This window comes from Nocardia sp. FBN12, assembly GCF_054031145.1.
In genome coordinates this window covers 2,202,164-2,226,879 of record NZ_CM132926.1, presented here as the reverse complement: position 1 = coordinate 2,226,879, position 24,716 = coordinate 2,202,164, and the positions used below count along the sequence as shown (strand labels likewise).

The 24,716-nt window shown below is 64.4% G+C and carries 21 protein-coding genes and 1 pseudogene; 11 read left to right on the top strand and 11 right to left on the bottom strand.

The features are described from left to right. Nucleotides 1-38 precede the first annotated feature (38 nt). Complete coding sequence (locus ACWZHB_RS10850; RefSeq protein WP_427907808.1) at nucleotides 39-959, bottom strand: alpha/beta hydrolase; 921 nt, start codon at nucleotides 957-959, stop codon at nucleotides 39-41. Nucleotides 960-1,222: 263 nt separating this feature from the next. Between ACWZHB_RS10850 and ACWZHB_RS10845 the strand changes: the two genes are divergently transcribed. Then, on the top strand, nucleotides 1,223-2,914 hold the full coding sequence (locus ACWZHB_RS10845) for a sigma-54-dependent Fis family transcriptional regulator (RefSeq protein WP_378629293.1): 1,692 nt from the start codon (nucleotides 1,223-1,225) through the stop codon (nucleotides 2,912-2,914). Between the two features lie 253 nt (nucleotides 2,915-3,167). On the opposite strand, the gene ACWZHB_RS10840 is transcribed toward ACWZHB_RS10845, so the two are convergent. Next, entirely contained in the window at nucleotides 3,168-4,070 is a 903-nt protein-coding gene (locus tag ACWZHB_RS10840) for a hypothetical protein (RefSeq protein ID WP_378629295.1), read from the bottom strand. Nucleotides 4,071-4,367: 297 nt separating this feature from the next. Between ACWZHB_RS10840 and ACWZHB_RS10835 the strand changes: the two genes are divergently transcribed. Then, nucleotides 4,368-4,562 carry a type II toxin-antitoxin system ParD family antitoxin gene (locus ACWZHB_RS10835; protein WP_427909131.1) on the top strand — a complete coding sequence of 65 codons (195 nt, stop codon included), beginning with the start codon at nucleotides 4,368-4,370 and terminating at the stop codon, nucleotides 4,560-4,562. A gap of 86 nt (nucleotides 4,563-4,648) precedes the next feature. Here the strand turns inward: ACWZHB_RS10835 and ACWZHB_RS10830 are convergent, their stop codons facing one another. The 6 genes from ACWZHB_RS10830 to ACWZHB_RS10805 all read right to left on the bottom strand — a co-directional run bounded on the left by ACWZHB_RS10830 (nucleotide 4,649) and on the right by ACWZHB_RS10805 (nucleotide 11,478). Further along, nucleotides 4,649-5,470: a DNA-binding protein gene (locus ACWZHB_RS10830; RefSeq protein WP_378629297.1), complete on the bottom strand. Its 822-nt coding sequence runs from the start codon at nucleotides 5,468-5,470 to the stop codon at nucleotides 4,649-4,651. Continuing rightward, nucleotides 5,467-6,903 carry a hypothetical protein gene (locus ACWZHB_RS10825; protein ID WP_427907807.1) on the bottom strand — a complete coding sequence of 479 codons (1,437 nt, stop codon included), beginning with the start codon at nucleotides 6,901-6,903 and terminating at the stop codon, nucleotides 5,467-5,469. Before ACWZHB_RS10825 ends, ACWZHB_RS10830 begins: the two co-directional genes overlap by 4 nt. A gap of 98 nt (nucleotides 6,904-7,001) precedes the next feature. Further along, complete coding sequence (locus ACWZHB_RS10820) at nucleotides 7,002-7,787, bottom strand: AAA family ATPase (protein WP_427907806.1); 786 nt, start codon at nucleotides 7,785-7,787, stop codon at nucleotides 7,002-7,004. Then, nucleotides 7,784-9,340, bottom strand: a complete 1,557-nt coding sequence (locus tag ACWZHB_RS10815) for a Mu transposase C-terminal domain-containing protein (RefSeq protein ID WP_378630019.1) — start codon at nucleotides 9,338-9,340, stop codon at nucleotides 7,784-7,786. The genes ACWZHB_RS10820 and ACWZHB_RS10815 overlap by 4 nt, the downstream gene beginning before the upstream one ends. Before the next feature lie 634 nt (nucleotides 9,341-9,974). After that, nucleotides 9,975-10,136 carry a zinc-ribbon domain-containing protein gene (locus ACWZHB_RS10810; protein ID WP_427909130.1) on the bottom strand — a complete coding sequence of 54 codons (162 nt, stop codon included), beginning with the start codon at nucleotides 10,134-10,136 and terminating at the stop codon, nucleotides 9,975-9,977. Nucleotides 10,137-10,227: 91 nt separating this feature from the next. Next, a complete protein-coding gene (locus tag ACWZHB_RS10805) occupies nucleotides 10,228-11,478 on the bottom strand; it encodes a hypothetical protein (protein ID WP_427907805.1) in 1,251 nt (416 codons plus the stop codon). Between the two features lie 554 nt (nucleotides 11,479-12,032). Here ACWZHB_RS10805 and ACWZHB_RS10800 point away from each other — a divergent pair. The 3 genes and pseudogenes from ACWZHB_RS10800 (at nucleotide 12,033) to ACWZHB_RS10790 (ending at nucleotide 17,784) form a co-directional block, all read left to right on the top strand. Next, a complete protein-coding gene (locus tag ACWZHB_RS10800; RefSeq protein WP_427907804.1) occupies nucleotides 12,033-13,202 on the top strand; it encodes a hypothetical protein in 1,170 nt (389 codons plus the stop codon). A gap of 183 nt (nucleotides 13,203-13,385) precedes the next feature. Next, the gene (locus tag ACWZHB_RS10795; RefSeq protein WP_427907803.1) at nucleotides 13,386-14,471 is read left to right on the top strand and encodes a hypothetical protein; all 1,086 of its coding nucleotides are present in this window, start codon (nucleotides 13,386-13,388) and stop codon (nucleotides 14,469-14,471) included. Nucleotides 14,472-15,231: 760 nt separating this feature from the next. Next, nucleotides 15,232-17,784: pseudogene (locus ACWZHB_RS10790) on the top strand (Tn3 family transposase). A 28-nt stretch (nucleotides 17,785-17,812) separates the two neighbouring features. On the opposite strand, the gene ACWZHB_RS10785 reads toward ACWZHB_RS10790, so the two are convergent. Then, nucleotides 17,813-18,925, bottom strand: a complete 1,113-nt coding sequence (locus ACWZHB_RS10785) for a hypothetical protein (RefSeq protein ID WP_427907802.1) — start codon at nucleotides 18,923-18,925, stop codon at nucleotides 17,813-17,815. A gap of 123 nt (nucleotides 18,926-19,048) precedes the next feature. On the opposite strand from ACWZHB_RS10785, the gene ACWZHB_RS10780 reads away from it, so the two are divergent. The 4 genes from ACWZHB_RS10780 (at nucleotide 19,049) to ACWZHB_RS10765 (ending at nucleotide 21,024) form a co-directional block, all read left to right on the top strand. After that, nucleotides 19,049-19,675 carry a TetR/AcrR family transcriptional regulator gene (locus tag ACWZHB_RS10780; protein ID WP_427907801.1) on the top strand — a complete coding sequence of 209 codons (627 nt, stop codon included), beginning with the start codon at nucleotides 19,049-19,051 and terminating at the stop codon, nucleotides 19,673-19,675. Between the two features lie 149 nt (nucleotides 19,676-19,824). Then, a complete protein-coding gene (locus ACWZHB_RS10775) occupies nucleotides 19,825-20,280 on the top strand; it encodes a hypothetical protein (RefSeq protein WP_427907800.1) in 456 nt (151 codons plus the stop codon). Beyond that, nucleotides 20,270-20,617 (top strand): site-specific integrase, encoded by a 348-nt coding sequence (locus ACWZHB_RS10770; RefSeq protein WP_427907799.1) that lies wholly within the window; start codon nucleotides 20,270-20,272, stop codon nucleotides 20,615-20,617. Before ACWZHB_RS10775 ends, ACWZHB_RS10770 begins: the two co-directional genes overlap by 11 nt. Beyond that, the gene (locus tag ACWZHB_RS10765; protein WP_427907798.1) at nucleotides 20,518-21,024 is read left to right on the top strand and encodes a GNAT family N-acetyltransferase; all 507 of its coding nucleotides are present in this window, start codon (nucleotides 20,518-20,520) and stop codon (nucleotides 21,022-21,024) included. Before ACWZHB_RS10770 ends, ACWZHB_RS10765 begins: the two co-directional genes overlap by 100 nt. A 16-nt stretch (nucleotides 21,025-21,040) precedes the next feature. Here ACWZHB_RS10765 and ACWZHB_RS10760 read toward each other — a convergent pair whose 3' ends face one another. After that, the gene (locus ACWZHB_RS10760; protein ID WP_427907797.1) at nucleotides 21,041-21,385 is read right to left on the bottom strand and encodes a DUF1330 domain-containing protein; all 345 of its coding nucleotides are present in this window, start codon (nucleotides 21,383-21,385) and stop codon (nucleotides 21,041-21,043) included. Between the two features lie 113 nt (nucleotides 21,386-21,498). Then, nucleotides 21,499-22,950, bottom strand: coding sequence for an amidase (locus ACWZHB_RS10755; protein WP_427907796.1), 1,452 nt, complete (start codon nucleotides 22,948-22,950; stop codon nucleotides 21,499-21,501). A gap of 378 nt (nucleotides 22,951-23,328) precedes the next feature. Between ACWZHB_RS10755 and ACWZHB_RS10750 the strand changes: the two genes are divergently transcribed. Then, nucleotides 23,329-23,610: a hypothetical protein gene (locus ACWZHB_RS10750; protein ID WP_427907795.1), complete on the top strand. Its 282-nt coding sequence runs from the start codon at nucleotides 23,329-23,331 to the stop codon at nucleotides 23,608-23,610. Between the two features lie 134 nt (nucleotides 23,611-23,744). Continuing rightward, nucleotides 23,745-24,716: a helix-turn-helix transcriptional regulator gene (locus ACWZHB_RS10745; RefSeq protein ID WP_427907794.1), complete on the top strand. Its 972-nt coding sequence runs from the start codon at nucleotides 23,745-23,747 to the stop codon at nucleotides 24,714-24,716.

The following is a 24,716-nucleotide window of genomic DNA, read 5'->3' as shown; positions in this document are numbered from 1 at the left end:
ACGACCCCATTGTCAATAAATGTGTGCGGGACTGGGTTTCAGTTCGAAGAACTGAATGCGGAGCCGAACCAATCGGCGGCCTTCGCGGCGGCGACATTGGTGTCGCGCTGGTCGGAATACAAACTCATGTGACTGACCGAGGGCAAGATCTCGAGACGTTTCGCCGGGCTGGCAATGTCGTTGAATGCCGCGATCTCGCGGTCCCACATCGTGATGTTGTCGCCCTCGGCGACGATCATCATCACCTTCTTGTCGAGAATGCGCGGCAGGAAGGGAAACACCGAGTAGTTCAGCAGCAACTCGGTGGACTCGAGCGTGCTCCAGTGCTCATGGCGCTCGGCTTCCCCGGACTCCCTCAGCTTGTTGAACACCTCCCCGATTCGCGGGAAGGGCCAGGTGGACAGTTCTTTCCACGGTTCCAGCGAACTCATGCGCAGGCTCGCACCTTCGCCGCCGCCGGCGCGAATCCTGCGGTCGGCCAGGATCGTGGCCTCCAGCTCCGCGAACGCGACTTCACCGTGCGCACGACGCATGTTGTCGTAGCCTTCAACCACCGGGACCACGCTCACTGCGGCCTTCACCCGGCTGTCGGTGGCGGCCAGCACCAGGGCGTGCCCGCCGCTGTAGGAGATGCCGAACACCCCGAGCCGTTGCGCATCGACATCGTCACGAGTTTCGACATAACTCAGTGCGTTCTTGTAATCGGCGATCTGTTCCCATGGATCGATGTGCTGGCGTCGCGCGCCTCTGCTCTCACCGAATCCTCGATAGTCGAATCCGAGGAATTGCACCTGCTGCTCGGCCACGATTCGCGCGACATGCGGAAGCACGATTTCCTTGACGTAGCACCAGCCACCGCCGGCGACCACCGTGGGCAACGGACCCTCCACACCATCGGGCCGGAACAAGGTGCCGACCAAGGTCTCGCCATCGCTGTGAAATGTGACGCGCTCTTCCATGAGCTGTTCCTCCGCTGCATCGAGAAAGAATTGAATTCGGCGAGTGCCGTGAACGAAGGCTATGTGCGCCGCGTCACCTCGCAGTGTCTCGATTTCGAGATCGCACCGACCGGCACCGGCGTCCTTCGGCAGCGCGGCTTTGTGTCGCAGATCTGAGACACTCCTCGCCGATGTTCGGGGTTACCATCAGGGCGAGTGTGTTGCCGGTCACACAAGGTGGTGATGCGAATTACCCGTGCTGAGCAGCGACGATGAGGAGAGCTATGAATGATCAATCGCTGATTGCCGCGGCGCGGGAAGCATTTCTGCACGAGGGAGTGGAATCTGCGGATGTCCGCCCGGCCACCCTGCGTGCGTGGAAGCGCGCCAAGCTCGGCGGCGTCCGCCCCGACACCGAACCGGCCGTGGTCTTCGCTTCCGCGATGAACCCCGACAGCGCACTGCTGCGCGCGGTCCGACCCGTGGTTCACGACATCATGGCCCAGTTGGGCACCGCCGAGTTCGCGATGATGGTGACCGACCGTGATGCCTACATCGCCGACCGGTGGGTCTCCAGCACCTCGATGGGCACCCTGCTCGATGGCATGGGGGTACTGAAGGGTGCACGGTTCGACGAAGCCAGCGTCGGATCGACCGGGCTCGGAACCGTGCTGGAAGAACGCGCGATCTCCATCGTCGACGGCGCCGAACACTTCAACCGATGCTTCGACCCCGTCGTCGCTGTCGGAGTGCCGGTGATCCGGCCCGGCAGCGGAAGCATCGAAGGCGTTCTCGACCTCGTCTGTCCCACCGGCGCCCCCCACGAGGTCCTCGCCGCACTGGTCGAGCGCGCCGCCCGCGATGCCGGGGATCGCCTGCTCAGCGGATACGCCGCCGACGACCGCGCCCTACTCGACGCCTTCCTGCACGCCGATCGCCGAGGATCACGTCGGCCCGTGATCGCCCTCAACGATCGCATCATCATGGCGAACACCCTCGCGTCGGCGCTGGTCGGTTCCCGCTACTCCCACGACCAGCTGTGGGACTCGGTCCAGCGAACCATCGCCCTGGGCGGGCAACCACTGCGATTGACCGCAGGCGACGGCTCTCCCATCGATGTCGGGCTGCGGCTGGTCCACAATTCCGGCGATGTCGCGGGCGCCTTGCTGCAGCTGTCGACCGCACCGACCGAACCCACCCGGTCGTCTTCCACCTCGGACTCCGTCTCCGCCCTCGTCGACGCGATACTCGACGAACTTCCCGGCCGCAGCTGGCTGTGGCGATCAGCCGTGCACGCGGCAGCGCGAGCAGCCACCACCGAGGGCCGCCTGCTCCTCTACGGCGCGCCAGGTGTCGGCAAGACCGCCCTGGCCGGCGCGGTGAGCGGCAACCGCATCACGGTCGCGAGAAAAGCGAGCGAAGGCAAGCTACTCGGCGACCTCACCCACCGCAGCTCCGATGAACTGGCCACGCTCGGTGCCGAACTGGACGCCCACGATCGCGGCTTCGCCGTGGCAACCCTGACCGCCGAGCGCGCCGAGGACATCGACCCTCGCCTGCTGACGATGTTCGAATACGTCGTCGAGGTCCCCGACCTGTCCCGCCGCCCCGAAGACGTCACCGATCTCGCCGAAATGCTCATCCGCCGACTCAGCGAAGGCACCGTCGGACTTGCCGCGTCAACCATTCGTGAACTCTGCCAACGCGATTGGCGCGGCAATATCGCCCAGCTCAACCGCACCCTGCGCGCCGCACTCGACCACACCACTGGCCCTCGCCTACAACCCGCCGACCTACCCACCACCACCGCGCAGACCTCCTCCCACAAACGCCTGAGCCATCTGGAACAAGCCGAACGCGAAGCGATCGCCGCCGCACTTCGACGAGCCAACGGAAACAGACTCAAAACCGCCGAAGCGCTCGGAATCTCACGCGCCACTCTCTACCGGAAACTAGCAGCGCTGGGATTGGGCTGAATACACGAAGCTCTGACCCCAGGTGACCGAGAGGTACCGTCAAATCAAGGTCATTACTCGACACCCTGGTCGCGAAACTGTTGACGGCGACAGTGCTCGAAGTCCTCGCGGCGCGCAAACCTGACTCCATCGGCTTCACGGAACCGCAGCTCCGTTATGCCGACTTGTGACTAGGGGAGGTCAGCGCGGGGATCCATGGGGACCGGCATGGTCTCACGCCCGGCCTGCCCCGGCCATCCGAGGTCAGGCTCAATCAGGCGGCGCGGCTGGCCGCCGTGGCCTTTCGGAGCGCAGCGCGTCTACGGGTTTCGGCTTTCGCGCGCTCGCCCCGGCGTAGCTCGGTGTCTTCGATCCTGATCCATCCTTGGGTTTCCAGCCAACGTTGTTGTGCGCGAGCATCCCCGGCGTTGAAGAAGAGTGGAAGGCCTTTGGCGTCGGTGGCCAACTCTGCGAGTTCGGACCAGGTCGGGCTGCAATTGTGCAGGCGCCGATGGATTCCGATGTGGTTGGCGACGAGATAGCCGACAATCGGTGCTGGAGCAGCAGAAACATGGTCCCCATGGAATCGGATGTGAAACTGCCGCCCGGTACATAGCGAGTGTGGGTTCCGGTTGTAGGCAATCCATCCTGCTCGCTCGAGGGTTCTAAACATCGGACCGCGCGCGATGCTGTACTCAGGGACGCAGCCTTCGGACAACACCCACCAGGAGGTCAACGCCTCGGATCGCCATGCCTCCTGCCACGTCGGGCCAACGCCGAAGCGCGCCCAGTGCATAGCGATGGCCTCCGAGACGAGCTCTCCGAACCTGTCTCGCTCGGCTCGAATGACCGACGTCAGTCGCTTCGTTTCTGCCGATGTTTCTGCTTTGCCGACCGAGGCGTTAAGCATGGGTGGCCCGGTGACTGCTTTCATTACCGCGTCAGGTGTGGGTACTTGCCCGGCTTCGAGTATCCACAACACCAGCTCGGCCTTGTCGCCGGTGCACGTGGCGAGATCCAAACGTTCTCGCTTGCTGAAACCGTATCGTTCTGGGTCTACTGCACGCGACAACCTGTGTGCGGCTTCGACGTCCCCGGCTAGTTCGGTCGCGGCCAGCCACGACTCAGCTCGGGGGTCGACACCTACTTGGCGTCCTTTCACGATCACTGTGGACATCGCTCACTCCGATCTCATGTGATGTGGTCAGTCGCTCTAGGCGAAGCCGACCTTGCCGGGCTCGCCGAGCTTGGAATACGCGGACCACTGACTAGTCCGATCGAGAAGGTCGCCCACGGACGATCGACTCGGCATTATACGGCGTTTACAGATCAACTGGAAGCACATAAGACGTTTACGCTCTTGATCATTTCGCGTTTGACAGATGAGCGGGCGAAGTATGGCCAACCCCGGAAAGCCATCGATCAATCCGACCGCTTTGGCGACGACCCCAGTGCAGCTCCTTGATGGCACCGTCTGACCAGTTCAGAACGGTTAGCAGCAGCAATTGGCCGTCTCGGGCTATGGAGAGGAACCCGCAAGCTGGAAGCGCTACGGGCTGCCGTCGCGGCTGGCGAGGTTAGTGGGCCGTCCACCGAGCTCGATTTCGACCGCCGCATCGAAGAGGTGAAAGGCTTGAATGTCGCCACTCAAGACCTTCCTGCGCCTTAGTTGCTGACATGGCAGCGGTCGGTCGTTGACGCTTCTCGATTCTGTCTCGTCGAAAACGGTTGTTCAGCAGCCGATCTTGCGGATGGTCAGCCTGCCTGGAGGGGCGGTCCGGCCAAGCCCAATGCGTACATCACGTCGGGGTGAATCTGCAGGTTGGCGACCACCTCGTAGGAAGTCGTGAATTCGTCGGCACTGTCACGGTGGCGGGCGAACTCGTCACCGACGGAACTTCGGCGTCCGATGGCGATGCACTGGTTCAGTAGCGCGGTCTGGCGCTGAAAATGGCTCCCGGCCGATTCCGCCGGCCACATATCGGGCTCGCCGGGGAACGGCGCGAGTATCTTCTGCCGCACCAGGCGCAACAAGTCTTCCGCGAGCATTGGAGTCAACGCGACCCGACGTGCGTCCTCCTCGATCAAGCGATCATCGACCGTGCCGGACACCGTGCCCGGCACGACTGTCAACGTGAGGTATAGCTCGGTGCCCGATAGTTGCAACGCAGTGCCTGCCAACTGGTCGCGGACGACATCGATGGCTGCATCGAGGCGGGCGTGTGTCCATGCGAGCCGTCCCAGCACTGTCTGTGTCGTCGCCCCGCCTCTGGAGGCAAGCACCCCTAGTAGCAGGGTTGCGTCAGCGGCATCTTCGCCCTCCGGCGCCGCGTGGGCGATCTCCGAGGCCTCGTGTGCGGCGTTGTCTGGTTCGATCACCAATTCGGCCCACGTCAGTCCGAGCAGGGTGCGAAGGCGTGAGAGCACCGTGAGGGTGACGGTGCGTTGGTCGGGATCGCGCTCGCTGTAGGGGTGCACGCCAGTCGCCTGGCATAGCGTCTGCTCGGTCAGGCCGAGTTCGGCGGCGCGTCGGCGGATTCGCGAATAATTCAACCGGGACGGCCCAGGGGGGATCATCGGACGTATCCGCGGTCGTTGTGCAGCGGTGTCGCGACGTGCCAGGCGCGCACTGTGCGCCACCAGCGACAGCTGGCCGGTGTCCTGTGTGCGGGAGCGAGCCCGGCGGCCTCAACCTGCTGGGCGATCTTTGGCCCGGTTAACTGCGCGGAGGCTTTGAATAGCGGCTTGTCCGGCGCCAATCCTTGCAGGATCGCGTAGGTCCGGGCAGCGGCCAAGAACGGCCGCGATGCCTCGGGCATCGCTAGCACACACCAATCCGGCCTTTCCCAACGTTGTGCGGTGTTCCAGCGCAGTGTGCCCCCCTCGTCGGACACGGCCGCGACAGGGATCCGCATCAGGTCCTCGGTATCGAACCCGGTGTAGACCGCGACCGCGACCGCGCCCGCGTAAGCAGGATTGACGACTTCGCTGCGCAGATGAGCAGCGACTTGGGGGGTGATCGGTATCCCGGTCAGACCGGGGCCGGTCAGATCTACCAGGTCCGATGGCATCTGCAGCAAAACGCCGTGTAGCAACGCGCCAGCTTGCGCGCCCCGCAACAACGTGATCGCGTGTTGGGCAGAATGCGCGCGAGCTACGAGACCGGTGACAAATCGGTGGACTTCCTCGGCGTCGTCGAATTCCTGGGGAAAGGTGGTCAGACCATGCCCATACCCCACACAGAGCAGTCCAGCCGCCAGCCGACGCAACTCCGCCTCGCCGTACCTCTGGGCCAATGCCTGCGCTCCCACGATCAGTTCGCTACCGAGCCTTCCCCGCGGCAACAACTCGCCGATATGGCCCCCCACGCCCGCCGTCGCGGGGTCGGGCAGGGTCGCCGACCATCGGCACGCCGCGTCCATGCCCTGCCGATAAACCGCGTCCACCCGGGAGAACTCTTCGAGCGACAAACGTCGGAAGGCATCGGCACGAAAGCGTGCCACGTCGGTGTCGGGCACCATCGGCAACGGCCGGGGCGTGCGCGAGGCCAACGGGGCGGATCGCCGTGCGTGCCTGTCGCGCAGTACGCGATCGGCACGATGGACCACCCTCGGCATGACACCGTCGGGAAAGCGGGCCAGAGCCTCTTCTTCTCCAACGCCATGGCACACCAACACCACTTGGGTGCCGGTGTCGCGCCACAAGCCGATCAACGCCGTCCATCCGGCCTCAGACAGCCGGTGCGCACGCAACACGATCACCCGTCGCACGTCATCAGCGCGAATCCAGGACCGCACCGCGATCCACGCGGATCGTTCGCTGCCAATGTGTTGGCCTTCCAACCTGCGTGCCGAACGGCCTAGGGCGACGAGGATGTCGTGGGCCAGCATCGCCGACCCGCGGGTTCCTGGCGTCGGGTGGACGGTGATGATGCCAGCGCTCAAGTTACTGCCCGCCAGCAAGGTCGCGGTGATGTTTTTGTCGTCGGCGGGATCGAGCAGCAAAATCATGCGCTGTCGGTGGCGACGACGCGGCGGCAGCCAGCACCATCTCAGTTCTGGGGCGAGCTCGTCGTCACTGACAGGGAACATCGCCGACCCGGGCGTGCTCATCCAGTTCGTCCGCTGAGTTTGGAGAACACGTAACCAAGGACGTCATGATCGACGGTGTCGCGTCCGGCTTTGTTCAGCGTTCGGGCGGCGTGGGAGGTGATTTTGGCCCAGGAGCGAAAGTTGCCGTGGCCGGCATGGGTATCGGCGTAGGCGATGATCTCGGGGTCGGCCTGGGCCCAGATCGGGTGGTAGGCCGGGATCACGGTCAGTACTTGTTCGGCGGTCATCCGCCGAAACTCCTGCCACACGTATACTCGCGAGCTGAGCATCGGCTCGCGCCGCAGCACTTCGTAGCAGTCCCCTCCGCCGACAAAGACGATCGCGATTTGGGTGCGTTGGTCGTCCCACAGATGTCGCCAGTACTCGAAACACTCTCGCGACAACCATTGAGCCTCATCGCAGACAAGGATCCGGAATCGTTCCGCGAGAACATCTTTCAATATCAGGTCGAACTCGATCGGTTTGGCTGGCGGCCGCCCGCTCACAGCCAACGCCGTAAACAGAGTGTGCCGGATGTCGCGTGGCGTGGGGCGAGCCCGGAACTGGACGCGACATACCAGCCCCGGTGCGAGCCGACACAAGGCCGCGTTTACCGACAAAGTCTTGCCCAGGCCAGCGTCACCATGCACACACATCATCGCCTGTGCCTCGATCACATCGGCGAGGTTGTCGTGCGCCATCATCAGCGCCTCGGTCGCCACCACGTTCGCTCCCGCCAAGCCTAGATAGTGCTCGGGGACAGGATCGCCATAGTTGTTCTCAGGCGTGGGTGTGGCCGTCATGGCTTGTCCTTCTTCAATTCCCGCTTGGGTGAAGGTTCTATCGGCCGTACCCACTCCGGTGGTGGATGTGACAGTGGGATGACGAGTGGCCGTGCCAGTTTCGCGAGTTCTGAGTCGCTCCGGGCACCCAGCTCCTGCTTCGCTCGCTCGACGGTCATCATGTCCAGCGGTTGCGCAGGCTCGGCTCGGGTGACCGCGGCGTATCGGATCCGCCGTGAGCGTTCGGCCGCTGCAAGGTCGGCTCGCAACTGGCGGGCGCGGCCGGCGCGGGCACGTTGGACGTCGCGGATCATCTGTGGGGGTGCCTGGTCAGCCAAGATCGCGGGCCCCAGGTGGCGGCCGGTCTGGGCGTCGAACACCTCGATCTCGTGGTGATGGTTGGGCATGTATCGCACCCGCACCTTCGCACCGACAAGGCCGACCATCCAGTCCGCGATGTAGTGGCGGCCCTTGCCGCGCGCGACGCCTTTGGTGGAGATCACGCGCGGTTTGCGATCATCTTCGAGGGTGAACATCCACAACCGGTCGCGGTCGAGCTCTTGCAACGGTGTCGGATCGGCCAGCCAGCTGTCCAACGGCGAGACCCCGTTCAAACGGTCGATGTCGTGGTCGGTGCTGTTGTTCCAGGTCCTCACCCAGTCCAGCAGATCGGCGACGAACGCTTCGAATGGCAGCGCGGGCGCATCGGGATCCGCCACCGCACCGTTGACCCCGGTTTGAGAATGGGTGTAGCGAGGCATGCCCTTGAAGAGCATGCGCTTGACCGCGCCGTTGACCGTTTCGACCGCACCTTTCAGATACGGGGTATACCCCGGCAGCACCACCACGCGAGTCCCGAACACACCCAACGCGTCCTGCACCGTCGATGACAAGAAATCCTTGCCCTGATCCATGCGCACCACCGTGGGCAACCCGCCTGCCGGGCCGTAGGGCTCCTCGGTCAGGATCGACGCGCGCAGCGACGCCAGGATCGCTTCCCGATTGGGGAACCGTGGTGTGACCGCGACCCCCATGATCAGGCAATATTGCCGATCAACGAACCAGGTCACCCAGGGTTTCGCTAGCCGATCACCCACATCGACTTCCACCGAGGCCTCGACATGATCTGCCTCCCACTCGGCATTGCGGTAGGTCGAGGGCCGTTTCAAGAAGACATCGAACTTACGGCGCTCCAGTTCCCCAGCACGCAATCCCGCGCGGTCACCGCGTGAGACATCCTTGCGCAGCGCGCGCTGCACGGTCACCAGGCTCGGAGCTGGGGCGCCGCCTTGCTCGGCTTGTTCGACGAGTTCGCGGTGCAACGCCGCGGCGTTGCCGCGCCAGTAGGCGAATCGGATCCGCAGCCGGTGGTCGATCCGGAACCGTTCACGCTTGCGCCACATCGGTTCCGCTGCCCGCCGTGCGGCAACCCACCTCCACGCTGTCCGTTCCGACACACCGACGGTTTGGGCGGCCAACCTGACATGGTGGCTGGTCAGATCCCCGTGCTGATCCAGCACGGCCAGCCGGTCTGCCGCCGCCTGGCGCAATGCAAGAACCGCCGGGTCGACCATGACACACCGCCTCCCGCAGAGTTGTTGTGCACTGCGACCAGCCGAGCCTGGAATCCGAAGCTTCGTCCTTGAGAAACTCGATCTGAAATATTCGACCACGTATCTGTCGACAAGGTCAACGAAAAGTGCTGACGTTGCGGCAACGCAGTTCACTGACATTGCGGTGGTGCATGGTCGTCAGTCGGGCGTGCGGACGTGTCGTGGCTTCGAAGCGTCGATCGTTCGTATGGCACTGAGCAGTGACCCAGGCCTACTGCGGCCGGACCGTGGTCCCCTTTCTGGTGTAGGAGTGCTGCGGTGTTGCGTCCGATATGACTCCTTCCGTCGCGATCACAACGCCGACGCCGGGCATCTGTACATCGCGGCGACCCCGACCCGCCCGACGCTGCGCCTCCGGGTCGGCGCGATCTGCCGACCACCACCTGCCGAAACGACCAGTGACGGTCTACAGGGAATCTGTCGGGCTGGGCGCTGACCTCGGCGGGAATCCGCTCCAGTTTCAGGCCGTCAGCCAGAGCATGAGGTACCAGGTCTCTAGCCTGACCGCAGCGACCGCGGTGTCGACGACGAGCGACTAGCCTCGGCGCACCATCGGTTTCGACCGGGCGGCGGGCGCGCTACACGATCGGGTCCATCAGATAGATGTGTTCTCGCGTCGTGGACGGCGATTGCGGCACGCGGGGCGGCTCAGCACCGGATTGGCGCGGTTCGACGGCAGTGCACACCATTGGTGCCCGCAAGGATCGCAGCGCCACCACCATGGCTGGTTGCTTCGCGCAACGATATCGGTGACCAGCGCATCATCGTTCCAGCTAGCCGATTTGCTACTTCAGATCACACGTCGCGCAGAGAAGCGATCGAATGCCGGCCCGTAGCTCACACCGCATTTAGCTGGCCGGACTCGCAAGCCGAGCATTGGCCTCATACAGAAAGTAGAACTGCGCGTTCTTGGCAGTTTCCAGATCTTTCCATTGCGCCTGCATTGCTCGCAAGGTGGCCATCGGTATACCCAGCGCGGCAGCGACTCCGCCTCCAAGTAGCAAAGTTGTCGCCGCGGGGGTGCCACCGGCTGCGCCGGCAGCGACAACCATGCTCCCAAGCCCTGTCAGTCCAGCCAATCCCGCAGCATCAGAGATTCCCCGCCGCAGTAGGTCGCGGTAGCTGGAGTTCTCGGCGAACAGCTCATCGATTTCATCCAATGCAGGAGCAATTTTCGCGGTCCATTCATCCGCTATGATGTGCGGGAATTGAGGGTCTTCAGGATTGAGGTCTATATCCTTGGAGATCTGCTGTACGCCTTCACGGAACTTGCCGAGCGGCTTCCGTAGATCGGTCCGGATATCCAGGATCTCATCAATTGTGGCGTGTTCGAAGTATGGGAGATGGTCGAAGAATCCGTTGGCTAGAGCAGCGTTCCGGCCACGTCGACGAGCAACCTGCACCGGCGCGAGAATTCCTGCGTCGACGCCTTTCCTGACGAGGTCACCTGTCACTTGATCGAAAAGCGGGTAGCTATCTCCAGTAAGAAGTGTATTCGAAACACGATTGAAGTATTCAAAGGTTCCGATTGTAGACTCGCGGTCATCGCCGAATGTCGTGAGGTCGACATTATCCATCGGCTCGATAGTCAGAATTCCTTCGTTGATTGCCAGTTCCAGTTCATCGTAGCCACAGTTCGCCAGGGTATTCACCGCGTTGGCGATCAGCAATTCCTTCGTCGGGCGCAGCACCTCGAAGAACTGCTGGATTTCTTTCTTCTGGGCGCGGCGGTCAGCACGCGACGTGCGGTCGTACTGATCGACCATCTGATTGAGTCTCTCCGCCTCATCGGGCGCGTAGACCGGGGCCCCCTTCGCCGCGAGCCGCAGGTACTCGATGTCTCGCGCCTGGCGGTATCCAGCCATCAGCTGCAAATAGGACATCTGTGGGCTGATCAACGTCACCGAGTCCGCGTACAGCAAGGCCGATCGACACAGCTGTAACTCACCCTGGATGCTCAACGGACCCGAAGGCGCAACTGCCACAGTCATCTGCATCCGCGTGACAGTCCGGTTCTTCGGGATCTCGCCGCGCCCACACTTCTTGCCCAACTCAAGCCCTTCGAGAGGAGGAGATCGTGCACCGGGGTGGCCGATCACCCAGGTAGATCTTAGCTACACCGACTCCATGCGATGGCAGCCCCAGGGTGGGGGCTCTGAATGCAGTACTACACATCGACTTCTGTTGCGTGAGCATACAATTCGCGATCAACGCATCTCCTGTGCGAGCTGGCTCTGTTGGCCGGACGGGGTAGCGAAGAGGTGGCTCCTCGATTCGCTATCCGTCGGCCTTCTCACCAGGGTCCTGAGCAGGCTCAGCTGTCGGGCAGAACATCTGCTGGCTGTTCCTGCCCTCCGCGGCGTTGCGGAGTGCGCGTCCGCCTTCTGGCTGTCATCGACACTGGCTTGGGTTTTCGCGTTGTCGAACGCACAACGGTCTCCGGCGCTGGAACGGCCAGCGAGCCGAGGTGGACACGACCAGGTGTACAGCCGCATGCCGCGAAAATGCGTGGTGACAATGATCTGACGGAAGTAGCTTTGGAGGAAGTCAGAGCAGCTTCGGCAAGGCGGCAGATAGCTGATTGCAGCCGCAGAAGACCTGAGAGGTAGCAATGCCATATAGTTCCGCACGCGATCTGCCTTCCGCGGTCGAGATGTACCAGCAGCTGGAGACCTATCAGCCGCTGGCACGCCTCCTTCCCGAAGATCAGCGCCCCGACTTCGACCAGCTACACCAGAAGCTTCGGCACATCACCGACACTGTCGACGCTTTCGGTGAGCTGCTCGGCCCACGAAACTGGGTCTTCCACGATCAGCTGAGCCTTGACCGCATGGCAACGTTGATCCAAGAAAGCGGTGGTAACCATGAGGCGGCCGAAAGTGCGCTGGTTGCCTACTACCAGGAAGAAGGCACTCTTCGGTTCATGACGCTTCGAGCCGGAAAGCACAAGGCGATACGTCCACGACAGCATCTCATCAACTTCGCACTCACCGACTACGAAGCCGGACGGTACTACGCAGTAGTTCACGTCCTCATGAGTGTCATGGACGGTTTCGTCAACGATGTCGACACGAAGCTACGCAAGGGGTTGCACGCACGGGAGGAGAGCGAGGTCGATGCATGGGACAGCGTCGTCGGTCACCACATGGGGCTGACCTCTGCGCATGCAACCTTCCGAAAGGGCGTCTACGCCACCGATCAGACTGAGACGGTAGACCTGTACCGCAACGGCATCGTTCACGGCACGCTGCCCAACTACAACAACATCATGGTCGCAACCAAGGCGTGGAATCGCCTGTTCGCTGTGGTCGACTGGGCCCTGGCCGAGGAGAAGCGGCAGGCGCCCGTCCAGCCTGACCCTACTCCGGAAGAGTCGTTAGAGAAGCTACTTTCGACAATCGAGCAGTCCAGCGACACAAAGCGGCGGATGGCCGCATTCCAACCCGAAACACTCCGATCCGGCGATCAGGGGATGGAGCTACATCCGGGATACCTTGCGTGCCAGGAGTTTCTGACGTTATGGACCCGCACAAACTATGGTCACATGCCCAAATCGCTTGCCCGTCATTCGAAACGCACACCGATCGTTCCGCCCGCGAAAATGCGAAAGCGCTATGACAAGTACCGACTGACCGCATTCGAGATCCTTGCTGTGGATCAGCCAGCCCTGGCCATGTGCAACATCACGGTCAAGCTCACTATCAACGACCGCGACTATGAGCCGACGCTCCGTTGGATATGGGAAGATCCTGACGGTGGCATCCACCCCGACACAGGTCAGTGGCGGCTGTACACGTCGTGGCCGAGCGAAATGATGACCTAGCAAGCCTGACACGGCCGACGAGCGAAAACCGAGATCAACTTCGCCCAAGCCGTTCGGGCTCGGCGGGCGGCTGCCGCTCCTCCTCCGCGAGAGACGACTTCATGGGACGCTTGAGGTTTCCGCAGCAAGGTCTCCCGACTCGGTCGCCCTGGTCTCCTGCCGCATTAGCATGAGCCACAGGCGGTGGCGAACGAGGCGCATGAAGGGTGGATTGGATTGATGTCGAGAAGTCGCGGAGACAGCAGAAAGAAGACGAAGGAGCTGGCTCTTTTCCTTACGGTCTTTGACACGAACCGGTTCGACTACACAGAAAGTGAACGACCCGACTTCTTGCTCAAGCGCACAGGGTCCGAGGAGTGGTCCTACGGTGTGGAGATCACCGAACTGTTCGCCAGCGAATCCGATGCCCGACTGATGAATGTTCCGGGCTACTTCGATGACATCCTCGCTGGCAAGATCAGTCGGAAGGGGTCACCGTATCGGCACGCCGATGATGTGCAGGAACTGCCAGTGCAGTCAGTTACGGTGCTCGACAAGGATGGCAACGTCAAGCACGAAGGCCTTCGGGTAATCTTCCGTGAGCAAAACCCAGAGGATCTGCACGGACGCAAGCTCGCGGCGCGGATCATCGATAAGAACACCCTCGCACCTGACTACCTCAAACAGGTGGCCCGCGTCGATCTACTCGTTTATGACTGGATCGAACACGGACCTCTTGTCGGTGAGTCGCATGACGTTGGTGAACTGCTCGTGGAGGAGTTGCGAGACGCTCTCAACGAGTCACCATTCGGCGAGGTCTATCTCGTCGCTACAACCAAAAACGACAATCAGGTCTACCGACCCCTCCGGCTGCTGAGTCTGCTCGAGGCCGCGTTCGTCTTCACCCGTTCGTTTGACGATACTGCGGAGATCGTCCAGTCTCTGGACCACGTCGAAATGACCCGACTGTTCGCTCACGCGGCCCGCGCACGGGGACTCCGGATTGGATTCGCCTGCGGCGACGACTCGTTCGTAACTTACGGTGGTGCGGGAGTTCGGTTCACAGAGACAGGGATCGAGCTCATCGAGTTCGAAGCCGAGCTCCCGGAGACGGCCGATGAACTGCCCACCGCACCGCTCGATCGCACCAGACTGGCGTCCATCATCGACAGCTACATGAGGACCTCACGTCGAGCACGGTTTCAGTCAGGCCTGGTGGCAAGTGCATGCGTACCGATTGGTGTGACGATGGGGTGGAAATCGGCAGCTCAAAACGATGAGCGTCAGTAGGTCGGCCCGGTTCGAGGAGGATTCGCGTCGACTGAGAAGGTCGACGGACTCAACGCGACCTCGGACACCAGGTAAGGCTCGAAGGTTCGCATCAGTTGGCTATCCAGCCGACGAGCGCGAACTGAGATCAACCTCGTCCAAGCCGTTCGACCTCCGCCCCGAGCTCCCCCCTTGGTCGACGTCGAGCGTGCTTGCTGATGACCTAGGCTTCGCCAGCGGGACCGATGCACGCGGCTGCGACTCCGCCCTGCGCTGGCTGACAGTGCCGGTACTGGGCAAGCCACCCCGTGCCGCAGAACGATACGGGCCGTTGCCCAGGGTTACGGGCAGAATCGCCTTTAGCTACTGACAGCACTTGACGTGTGCAACGACCCGGCAGCGCCGCGAGCAGGCAATATGTCAGCCAATGACAGCATAAGCGTCATCAGAATGTCAGTAGCTTGCCGGTCGCTGACAGCGGGTCCCGGGGGTACGTCGGATCGCAAGCGACAGTCGTGCGCCCCACCAAGGGCAGGCTGCTACCCGTCGCTCGACGAAGGCCGCCGACCACTGGTGAAGTCCGCACCAGGCGGTGAACTACATTGCAGAACAGCATGTTCCGACATTCGGCTCTATAACCCAAGACGGAGCTACTGACATCCTCATGACGCATCGCACTGACACTTTCATGACGTGTCTCACCTGGTTCGGCCTGCGGTGATGGCTGGTTGCTGGTTGGCTTGGCTCCCAACGCTATTGGTTGGTGTGGGAGGTCGGTTTCGTGGCGACGCGGGTGTTCGCGGATGGGGAATGGCCCGCTGCGGGAGTTCCCGGAGATCGGGCGTGAAGAGCTGTTCCGGTTCTTCACGCTCTCGCCTGCGGATCTGGCGTTCGTCGATCCCGGGCGCGGCCGCGGCCCGGCTGATCGGCTCGGGATCGCGATCGCGATCGCGTTGTGCACGTTGCCGTGGCTGGGATTCGTGCCCGATCGGGTGGTGACCGCCCCACCGATCGCGGTAGCGCGCCTGGCTGAGCAGTTGCGGGTCGACGGTACCGAGATCCGTTCCTACGGACGCCGCGCGCAGACCCGCACCGACCACCTTCGGCTGGTCGCCCAGTACCTCGGGTGGCGGGCGGCGGGTGCGCTCGAACTCAAGGAGCTCGACGAGTTCCTGCTCGCGCGGGCGATGGAACACGATTCTCCGACTCTGCTGTTCCGGTTGGGGTGTGAGTAGTACCTGATCTCGGCGCGGGTGATCCGGCCAGGCCCGGTGAGCATGGTCGAACGCATCGCCCACGCCCGCGAGCAGGCCCAGCGCGAGAAGCTGGCGTTCCTGCGCGGCCTGGGCGCGGATCGCCTGGATATGTCGGTGCTGCGGCGGTATCCGATCCTGCTCACGGTGCTGGCCCAGTCCGGTACCGACGTTCTCGGCGAAGTTCGGTGCCGCCGAGCGCCGGATGCAGCAGGAACTAGCCGAGTGTGGCAAGTCCGGGGAGGACCGCCAAGGGTTGCTCGACGACCTCCTGGCGATCGTCACCGATCCGGCGGTGGCCGATGATGAGATCGGTGCGCTGATCCGGGGGGAGAAGATCGGGTGGGAGCGCCTGCGCGCTGCGCTCGCGCAGGCCAAGCCCCGGTTGCCGCGTGATCACCGGCATCTGGCCGCGCTGGATTCCTCCTACAACTACCTGCGCCAGTTCACTCCCGCGGTGCTGTCGACGGGTGGGGTTCGCCGGCGGCACCGCCGCGTCCGAGCTGCTGATCGCGGTCGCGATGCTGCGCGAGCTCAACGCCACCGGCCGGCGGAAGGTGTTCGACGAGGCCCCGACCGGTTTCGTGCCCACGAAGTGGCGCGGGTACCTCGATGCGGCGCGAAAGTCCGGTAGCGCCACCGCCTACCGGCATTACTGGGAGCTGTGCGTGCTGCTCGGGTTGCGCGACGGGCTGCGCAGCGGGGACGTGTTCGTGCCCGGCTCACGCCGCTACGCCGACCCGGCCGCCTACCTACTCACTTTCGAGCAGTGGGCTCCGCAAAGTAGCGAGTTCTGCCGCCTGGTGGGGCGCTCGGCCGATCCCGGCGTCGCCCTGGCCGCCGTGGTCGACGAACTGCACACCGCCCTCGGTGAACTGGAGGCGGTGCTCGCCGAAGGGGAGGGCCCGGTGCTGGTCGACGAGGACGGGGACCTGGTGATCTCGCCGTTGACCGCGGAGGACGTTCCGGCCGAGGCGATCTCGCTCAAGGCCGAGCTGACCGAGATGTTGCCGTTCGCGCCGATCGTGTCGTTGCTGATCGAGCTGGACAAGCGCACGCGCTACCTGGATTGCTTCACCCACGCCGGCGGCCAAGCGAGCCGCACGCGAGAGTTGAAACGCAACCTGATCGCGGTGCTGCTGGCGCACTCGACCAACCTCGGGTTGACCCGGATGGCCGAAGCATGCGGCATCTCCTACGACATCTTGTCCTGGACCGACGAATGGTATGTGCGCGAGGAAACCCTGCGCGCGGCCAACCTGGTGCTCATCGACTACCACCAGCGTCTGCCGCTGACCACGGTGTTCGGCTCCGGCACAGTGTCCTCGAGCGACGGGCAGCGATTCCCCACGCGCGGGAAGTCGACGACCGCGCGGCCGATGAGCCGCTACTTCGCCCATGAGGGTCTGTCGACCTATACCCATGTCACCGACCAGCACGCCACCTACGGCACCAAGGTGATCGTGGCGACCAAACGCGAAGCCCACTACGTCCTGGACGAGATCCTGGGCAATGCCACCGATCTGCCGATCACCGAGCACGCCACCGACACCCACGGGGTCACCCTGGTCAACTTCGGGCACGCCACCGCGTCGCTGCTGGTCGGCAAGCTCTCGGCGTCGGGGCGCCAGAACACCCTGGCCGCGGCGTTGAAGGAGTACGGGGCGCTGCGGCGCACGATCTACGCCGCGAAGTACATTTCCGATCCGGACTACCGGCGCAAGATCTCCCGCCAGCTCAACAAGGGCGAATCCCTGCACGCGCTGCGCCGGGACCTGCTGTATGCCCACGAGGGCATGATCCGGGCCCGCTACCTCGCCGACCAGACCGAGCAAGCGTGGTGTTTGACCCTCGCGACGAACGCCGTGATCGCCTGGACCACCGAGTATTACGGGCTCGCCGTGGAACAGATGCGCCGGGCAGGGCAGCGTATCGACGACGAGGTCTTGGCCCACATCAGCCCGGCGCACAGCGCCAACATCAACTTCTTCGGCGCGATCGAAGTCGACATCAACGCCGAACTCGCCCAGCTGGGCCCGACCGGATATCGGCCTTTGCGGGTGCGCGACACACTGTTCTGACCGGGTTGTCTCCCGACGGGTGGTGATGTTAATGGGGTGTAACGGGAAGGGGATGGCTGCGGCCGCGCTGCGTGGTGATGGCCAATCCGGGCCCCGAGCGTTTGCGGCGGAGAGCGAAGACTGTGCCGATGCCGACGTGGGCGGTGATGGTGATCAGCAGGGCCTGGGTGCAGAACTCGGCCAGGCCGGTGGTCGTCGAGAACAGGGCCGATAGTTGCCCGGCAGCCAACAGGGGGATGTTGGCGTAACCGAAGCCGGTGTGGAAGCGGCGTAGTCGGTTGCCTCTCGGCGGTAACCCGTAGATGGTGATGCCGAGTTGGGCGTGGATGATGAGCAGGACCTGGTAGACCGCCTGGGCCACGGCGAGCAGGTCGTTACCGGTGGATGCCTCTGTGGTGGGGATGGTGCTGGTCGCGATCAGAAGCGGGAACGCGATCCAGCCGAGACGGCGGGCGAGGCGGGTGATCGGGCCGGCGGGCACCGGCGGAGTCTGGGGTAGACGGGCCAGCCAGTGAGCCGTGCCGACCAATCCGGCGGCCAGGATCAGTTCGCCGAGGTTGCCCAGCAGCGGTGAGCTCGCGGCAAGGGATGCGGCGACGGTCATGATCGAGGCGGTGATCATGAGCGGTGAGTAGCGGCGCCGGATCCATATACCGACCCCGATGACGAGGACGAACACCCCGGTAATGATCACCGGGAGGGCTTCAGAGTCGGGCGTGGGAATGTTGCTGTACCGCAGGGTGCCTGCCCACTGCTGAGCCTGCAACGACAGTCCGGCCACGTCGTTGACCAGCGCCAACCCGATCGAGCACACGGTCAGCACCCAGGTCGTGGCCACCGCCGGCCGCGAACCGGCCCACGCCACCCCCGCGCGGTCGGCGGCGGCGCGCGCCCACACGATCAGCAGCGGCGTGAGGACCGCGTGCACCGCGAACCGCGGCACGCTCACCAGTTCGAGAACCTCGCCGGCCCCGATCACGCGTCCCGCGCCGATCACGGCGTTGTCGTAGAGCAGGGCCAGGCACAACAGCATCGGGATGATCAGCAATTTGTTGCCGGTGCGAGCCAGCCATCGCATGCACAGGCACGCCAAGACGAGGTGGCCTGCGGCTATCAACTCGAACAGTACCGAGACGGTCATCGAACTCTCTTTCGGCGGCGCCACAGGCGCACGGTGACACTTCCGCCGGGCACGATAATATGACGTCACGGTGTCATAAAAATCGGGGTGTGATCCCGGACCGAAGGATCAAGGAGAGCAACTTTGCCGAAAATCACCAGCTCGTCGGTGGCCGAGCATCGCACCGATGTCGGACAGCGCCTCATCCGCGCATTCGACGAACTTCTCGCAGAGCGCGGCTACGAGCAGGTCACGCTACGTGATGTCGGCGAACGGGCACAGGTGTCGCGCAGTTCCATCTACAACTATCACCGCGACAAGACCGCACTGCTGCTTGCCTGGTCGCACCACCAAGTCGAGCAGTACATGCGCTTGCTCGACCGGGAACTGGCCGCCAGCGACGATCCACGTGAGCATCTGCGGATCGTCGTCGCCACCGTGCTCTCGGAATTCGCGCTGACATCATCGAGCGCCCAGAGCCTGGCCACGGCATTGCCACCCGAACAGCGCGCCGCACTCATCGCCCACGTCAACCCCATCCGTGACCGGCTGCGCGAGATCATCGAGCACGGAATCACCCGCGGAGCCTTCCGCGGCGATCAGGACCCCGATGCCACCGCGGACATGGTCCTGGCCTGCCTGGAAACACAGCGCCTGCGGTTGACCCACGGTGCGGAACTGGCCAGCGCGGTACGGCAGGTCCTGCCGTTCATCACCCGAGGCATCACACGCACCGAAGGCAGCGATCCCCACGCACAGCCTCTGGGATGAGTGGCAGGAACGCTACGTGGCCGCCATCTACCTCAGATAATGGGCTGTTATCCGGGGTATCGTGAGACTCGACTGACCTGCGGTGTACCCGTCGCGGCGTATACACGAAGCGACCCCGTTATCCGGGGCAAGCAGAAGACGGGGAACCGATGGCTGCGAAGGTGACCCGGCTGCGCACTGCGCCGGCGCGCACCCTGCGCACCGCCGCCGAGGCGTTCCTCGACACGATCGGCTCGGCGAACACCCGCCGCTCCTACGGCGTCGCGATCGTCAAGACCGTCGACGCGATCGAGGGCCGGGGCTCTGACGGGCTGATCGGGCACAGCCGTGCCCTGGACTCGGTCACCGACGCCGAGATCGGCGCGGCGCTGGAAACCCTGTGGGGCAGCGCGGCGGTCAACACCTGGAACGCGCGCCGCGGTGGGCAAATGGCTGAGCTGGTGCACCGAGCAGGGCTGGACCGCACCGACGCTCCCGGCCTCGGCCGGGCGGTCGACGCCGCCGCACTCCGACACCGCGGTCCGCTCACGGACCGCGATCGACCGGGTCATCGCCCGCCGCGAGATCCACGTGCGGGAGAAGACGCTGTGGCGGATGCTGTATGAAACCTGCGCCCGCGCAGAGGAACTGCTCCAGCTCAACATCGAAGATCTCGACCTGGCCGCCCGCAGCGCCCCGGTCAAGTCCAAGGGCGCCAAACCTCGCACCCGCCGCCGCGGGCCCGCTCACCACGAACACGTCCTCGAGACCGTGTACTGGGACGCGGGCACCGCCCGGCTGATCGGCGGCCGCAACTTCGCCATATCCGTTGATTTTTCGGCGGTTACTACCGGAACCCCGTTGTGCTCGAACTCATCTCGCCGACCACACAACTGCACCGCGCCTGGCTCGACGCACATGCCGAGTGGGGTGCAGGCGCACATGAAGACGGGTTCGGCCTGACACCAGCGGATGACGCCGATTCGCCGGCCGGATTTGCAGCCTGGGTCGGGCGACTGGTCGATGAGTCGGCGCAGACCACCTACCGGTGGATTGTCGATGACCAGCGGGTCCTGGGTGGGATCGCGCTGCGTCACCATCTCGACGAATACGCGCAGTGGGCCGGTCACATCGGCTTCGGCATCCGCCCGACGGCGCGCGGGCGCGGGCTCGCCGGCTGGGCACTCGGCCGCATGCTCGACCGAGCAAGCCAGCTCGGCATGGACCGTGTTCTGCTTGTCTGCGCCGTCGACAACGTCGCGTCTGCGAGAACGATCCTGAGCCTGGGCGGCGTCTTCGAAGGGGTTTGGGATACCGATCTCGGCCCCGCGCAACGCTATTGGATCACGCTCACCGAACCGAGCAACTGATGTTCATGGCCTGCCCTCAGTCGGTCAGCGCGGCACGCATGGCCTCGGCCGTGGCGGCGGGGTCGTAGTCCTCGGGGACGCCGCCGACCAGGATGATGTCGCCCTCGATGTGCCGGGAGCGCAACGGTGCGATCTCCTGATACGTCGGCGAGTCCCACCAGGCGCGCGCCTCGTCGATTCCCGGAAAGCCGATCATCACGATGCCCCCGCCCCAGCTACCCTCCTTCACTTCGTGTGGCGTCACGTGCACGAGAAAGCGGCCTCCGTAAGGCTCGAAGGTGGCGGGAATGCGCTCGATGTACTCGGCGATCTCCTCGTGCAGCGGGGCGTCCTGCAACCTGGCGATGACGTAGGCGGTCATGATTCTCCTCGATTCCGTAGCGGCTCGGTGCTCGCGTTTCCGATGTGATCACCAAGTTAGGTGGCCGAGACCGATCCCGAATCTGTCATCTATAGGTAGACCCTTGTTGGGCGCTACTGCGGTGGCACGAACCCGCCGATCTCGTGTTCGAGTAGTTCGGCCAGCCGCAGTGGGGTGCGGTCCTCGAACATCGGGCCGATGAGCTGCACCCCAACCGGCAGGCCATCGGGTGAGCGCCCCGCCGGTATGGCGGTGGCGGGCAGGCCGGGCATCGTGGCTAGGCCGGCCCAGACGAGCTGGTCGAGGTACGGGTAGTCGACGCCGTCGATGTCGATGCGGCGGCCCAGCAGGTCGGGGTTGTGGTCGTGGGCGAACGCGGGAGTGGGCGTGACCGGGCACACGACGGCATCGAACTCGGTGAACAGTCGCCGCCAGCCGGCGCGGTGGAGTTCGCGACTGGTGTTCGCCTCGATCCAGTCGCGGTGGGTGAGCACCATCGCGCGCAGCCGCACCGCATCGAGACGCTGATCGTCCGCGCTCACCGCCGCGGCCCGGGTCCGCAATTGCTCGTAGGCTTCGACGGGATACCGCGCGGCCGCGCCCGAGAACAGCAACCGCGCATAGACCGTCGCGGATTCGGCGAGATCGGGCAGCAGCGCACTGTGTCGTTCGACGTGGGCGCCACCATCGACCAGCGCGTCGGCCACCCGGTTCACCCCGGCCCGCACCGCGGACCCGGCCGGGATGAGCGGATGCTCGTCGAGGATCAGGACACGGAATTCGGCGAGTCGCTCATGACGCGCGGGCGGCAGCGCCAGGTCGTACGCCACGCCGCTGGTCAGTGGGTCCGGCCCGGCCATAACGTCGAGCAGGAGCGTGAGGTCGCGGGCGGTGCGCGCCATCGGGCCGACGACCGCGAGGTCGAGATCGACCGGCAACGCTGTCGCGGGCGGCGCGACCATACCGCGGGTCGCGGCCAGCCCGAGTGTCGGTTTGTGTGCGTAGATGCCACAGAAATGAGCGGGCGTGCGCAGTGAACCGCCGATGTCGGACCCGATCGACAGCGCGCCGAATCCGCAAGCCAGCGCCGCCGAGGACCCGCCGGAGGATCCACCCGGCGTGCGCGTGTGATCCCAGGGGTTGTTGGTGATGCCGTAGATCTCGTTGAAGCTCTGCACATCCTGCAGTCCCAACGGCACATTGGTCTTGCCGAGTATCACCGCGCCCGCGGCCGCGAGCCGCGATACCTGCACCGCGTCGTCGGGCGGGCAATAGTCGGCGAATTGCGGCATGCCCCAGGTCGTGGGGAGCCCGGCGATGTTGTAGGACTCTTTGACCGTCACCGGAATCCCGAGCAACGGTCGATCCTCGCCACGAGCGCGGGCCTGATCGGCACGGTGTGCGGCCTCGCGCGCGCGGTCGAAATCCCGCACGCAGATCGCGTTGATCGCCTTGTCGTCGCGCTCGATGCGGTCGATCGCCTGGTCGGTCACCTCCACCGAACTCACCGCACCGGCCCGCAGCGCAGCGACGATTTCTTCGGCCGACTGAAAGCTCCATTCCATGAATCCGACCGTACCGACCTGTTTCGGGCTCGCGATCGCACGCGAGTCGCCGGTAGCCACCAGCGACGTCGAACAGCTCACCCGCACTGAGGAACTCCCGCATTCGCACCCCCATCGGAGCTGACCCATCCCAGTTCACAGCGACGACGCCACGGGGCACAGGTGCGCGCGGGCCACGAAATTCCGCCGCGCACAACGCGATGGATGTCTCACTACATAACCTGCTTCACAACCAGGTTTTCGACAGTCGACGTCGTGGGTAAGTCGATCAGGGGAGTTTGCCCCACCATGACCGGTCGGCCACACTGCCGCGGTGCCGACTGTCGTCCGACGGCTGATCGGCACCGGGAGTTCGCCGATCCAACCGCCAGGAGAAACATGCGTTCTGTCAAAGCCGGTGCCGTCGCGCTCGCCGTCGCCGCCTCCATCGCCTGCCTCGCAGGCCCGGCCAGTGCCGCCGACAACCCCGCGGAGCCCAACGAGATCATCACCATCGACCTCAATCTGCTCGGGTGCTCGATCGGTGCCGGGCTCGGTGGTGAACTCGCCGCCGCGTTCACCGGTGCCACCACCGGCTCCGCTACCGGTTCGAGCAGCAGCGTCGACACCGGCTTCGCGTCGCGTCTGCGCGCCGCCGGCTGCCTGCCGTCCTGGAAATAGCCCAGGCGAACACTCCACGCCGAGCCCCCGGAAGCTGATCTTCCGGGGGCTCGGCGTTGGTCTCCTGCCAGTCCGACTACGCTACGAGCCTGCTAGGACAGTCACTGTCCTAGCAGGCGGGGAGAATGCGAAGTGTGTTGGAAACTTCGGCTCGACTCCTCGAACTCCTGTCACTGCTGCAGACACCCCGGATGTGGACCGGCGCCGACCTGGCCGAACGCCTGGAGGTCGACGCTCGCACGGTTCGCCGCGACATCGACAAGCTGCGCACGCTCGGCTACCCGGTGCACGCGGTGGCCGGCACCGCCGGATACCGGCTGGGCGCGGGCGCCAGATTGCCACCGCTGTTGCTCAACGACGACGAAGCGGTCGCCGTCGTCCTCGGGCTGCGTACGGCCGCGGGCGGATCGGTCACCGGGATCGAGGAGAGTTCGCTGCGGGCGCTGGCGAAACTGGAGCAGATCCTGCCGTCACGACTGCGACAGCGGGTCGCGGCGTTGCAGGCCGCGACCGTCACGATGCCCGCCGGTACCGCGACGGTCGACCCGGATGTACTGACCGCGATCGCCGCCGCGATCCGTGACCACGAACAGCTCCGTTTCGACTATCGCACCCACGACGGCACCGAAATCCGGCGCACAGCCGAACCCCACCGACTCGTCCATACCGGGCGCCGCTGGTATCTGGTCGGCTGGGATGTCGAGAAGAAGGATTGGCGCACCTACCGGGTCGATCGACTCCAACCGCGCATCCCGAACGGGCCACGCTTCACCGCGCGCGAGGCACCCGAGGTCGATTTGGCCGGCTGGGTGTCGCGCGGTGTCAGCACCTCCGCTTACCGGTATCGGGCCCGCATCACGCTCGAGGCGTCGGCGGCTGTGGCGGCCGATCGCATCCCGCCGACGGTCGGGGTCATCGAAGCCATCGACGACGGACACTGTCTGCTGCACACCGGCTCGAACTCACTCGACGAAATAGCCGTCTACACCGGGCTTTTCGGGTTCGGATTCCAGGTACACGAACCACCCGAACTCATCGACCACCTCCGTGCGCTCGCCGAGCGAGTCACCGCGGCCGTCGCGCACCGCGACGCGGCGGCGGACTGA

What these genes read in the sequence shown, in the direction of transcription:
- ACWZHB_RS10850 (WP_427907808.1), bottom strand. Translation starts at nt 959, where the DNA reads ATGGAAGAGCGCGTCACATTTCACAGCGATGGCGAGACCTTGGTCGGC.
- ACWZHB_RS10845 (WP_378629293.1), top strand. Translation starts at nt 1,223, where the DNA reads ATGAATGATCAATCGCTGATTGCCGCGGCGCGGGAAGCATTTCTGCAC.
- ACWZHB_RS10840 (WP_378629295.1), bottom strand. Translation starts at nt 4,070, where the DNA reads ATGTCCACAGTGATCGTGAAAGGACGCCAAGTAGGTGTCGACCCCCGA.
- ACWZHB_RS10830 (WP_378629297.1), bottom strand. Translation starts at nt 5,470, where the DNA reads ATGATCCCCCCTGGGCCGTCCCGGTTGAATTATTCGCGAATCCGCCGA.
- ACWZHB_RS10825 (WP_427907807.1), bottom strand. Translation starts at nt 6,903, where the DNA reads ATGATTTTGCTGCTCGATCCCGCCGACGACAAAAACATCACCGCGACC.
- ACWZHB_RS10820 (WP_427907806.1), bottom strand. Translation starts at nt 7,787, where the DNA reads ATGACGGCCACACCCACGCCTGAGAACAACTATGGCGATCCTGTCCCC.
- ACWZHB_RS10815 (WP_378630019.1), bottom strand. Translation starts at nt 9,340, where the DNA reads ATGGTCGACCCGGCGGTTCTTGCATTGCGCCAGGCGGCGGCAGACCGG.
- ACWZHB_RS10800 (WP_427907804.1), top strand. Translation starts at nt 12,033, where the DNA reads ATGTACCAGCAGCTGGAGACCTATCAGCCGCTGGCACGCCTCCTTCCC.
- ACWZHB_RS10785 (WP_427907802.1), bottom strand. Translation starts at nt 18,925, where the DNA reads ATGACCGTCTCGGTACTGTTCGAGTTGATAGCCGCAGGCCACCTCGTC.
- ACWZHB_RS10775 (WP_427907800.1), top strand. Translation starts at nt 19,825, where the DNA reads ATGGCTGCGAAGGTGACCCGGCTGCGCACTGCGCCGGCGCGCACCCTG.
- ACWZHB_RS10770 (WP_427907799.1), top strand. Translation starts at nt 20,270, where the DNA reads ATGCTGTATGAAACCTGCGCCCGCGCAGAGGAACTGCTCCAGCTCAAC.
- ACWZHB_RS10760 (WP_427907797.1), bottom strand. Translation starts at nt 21,385, where the DNA reads ATGACCGCCTACGTCATCGCCAGGTTGCAGGACGCCCCGCTGCACGAG.
- ACWZHB_RS10755 (WP_427907796.1), bottom strand. Translation starts at nt 22,950, where the DNA reads ATGGAATGGAGCTTTCAGTCGGCCGAAGAAATCGTCGCTGCGCTGCGG.
- ACWZHB_RS10750 (WP_427907795.1), top strand. Translation starts at nt 23,329, where the DNA reads ATGCGTTCTGTCAAAGCCGGTGCCGTCGCGCTCGCCGTCGCCGCCTCC.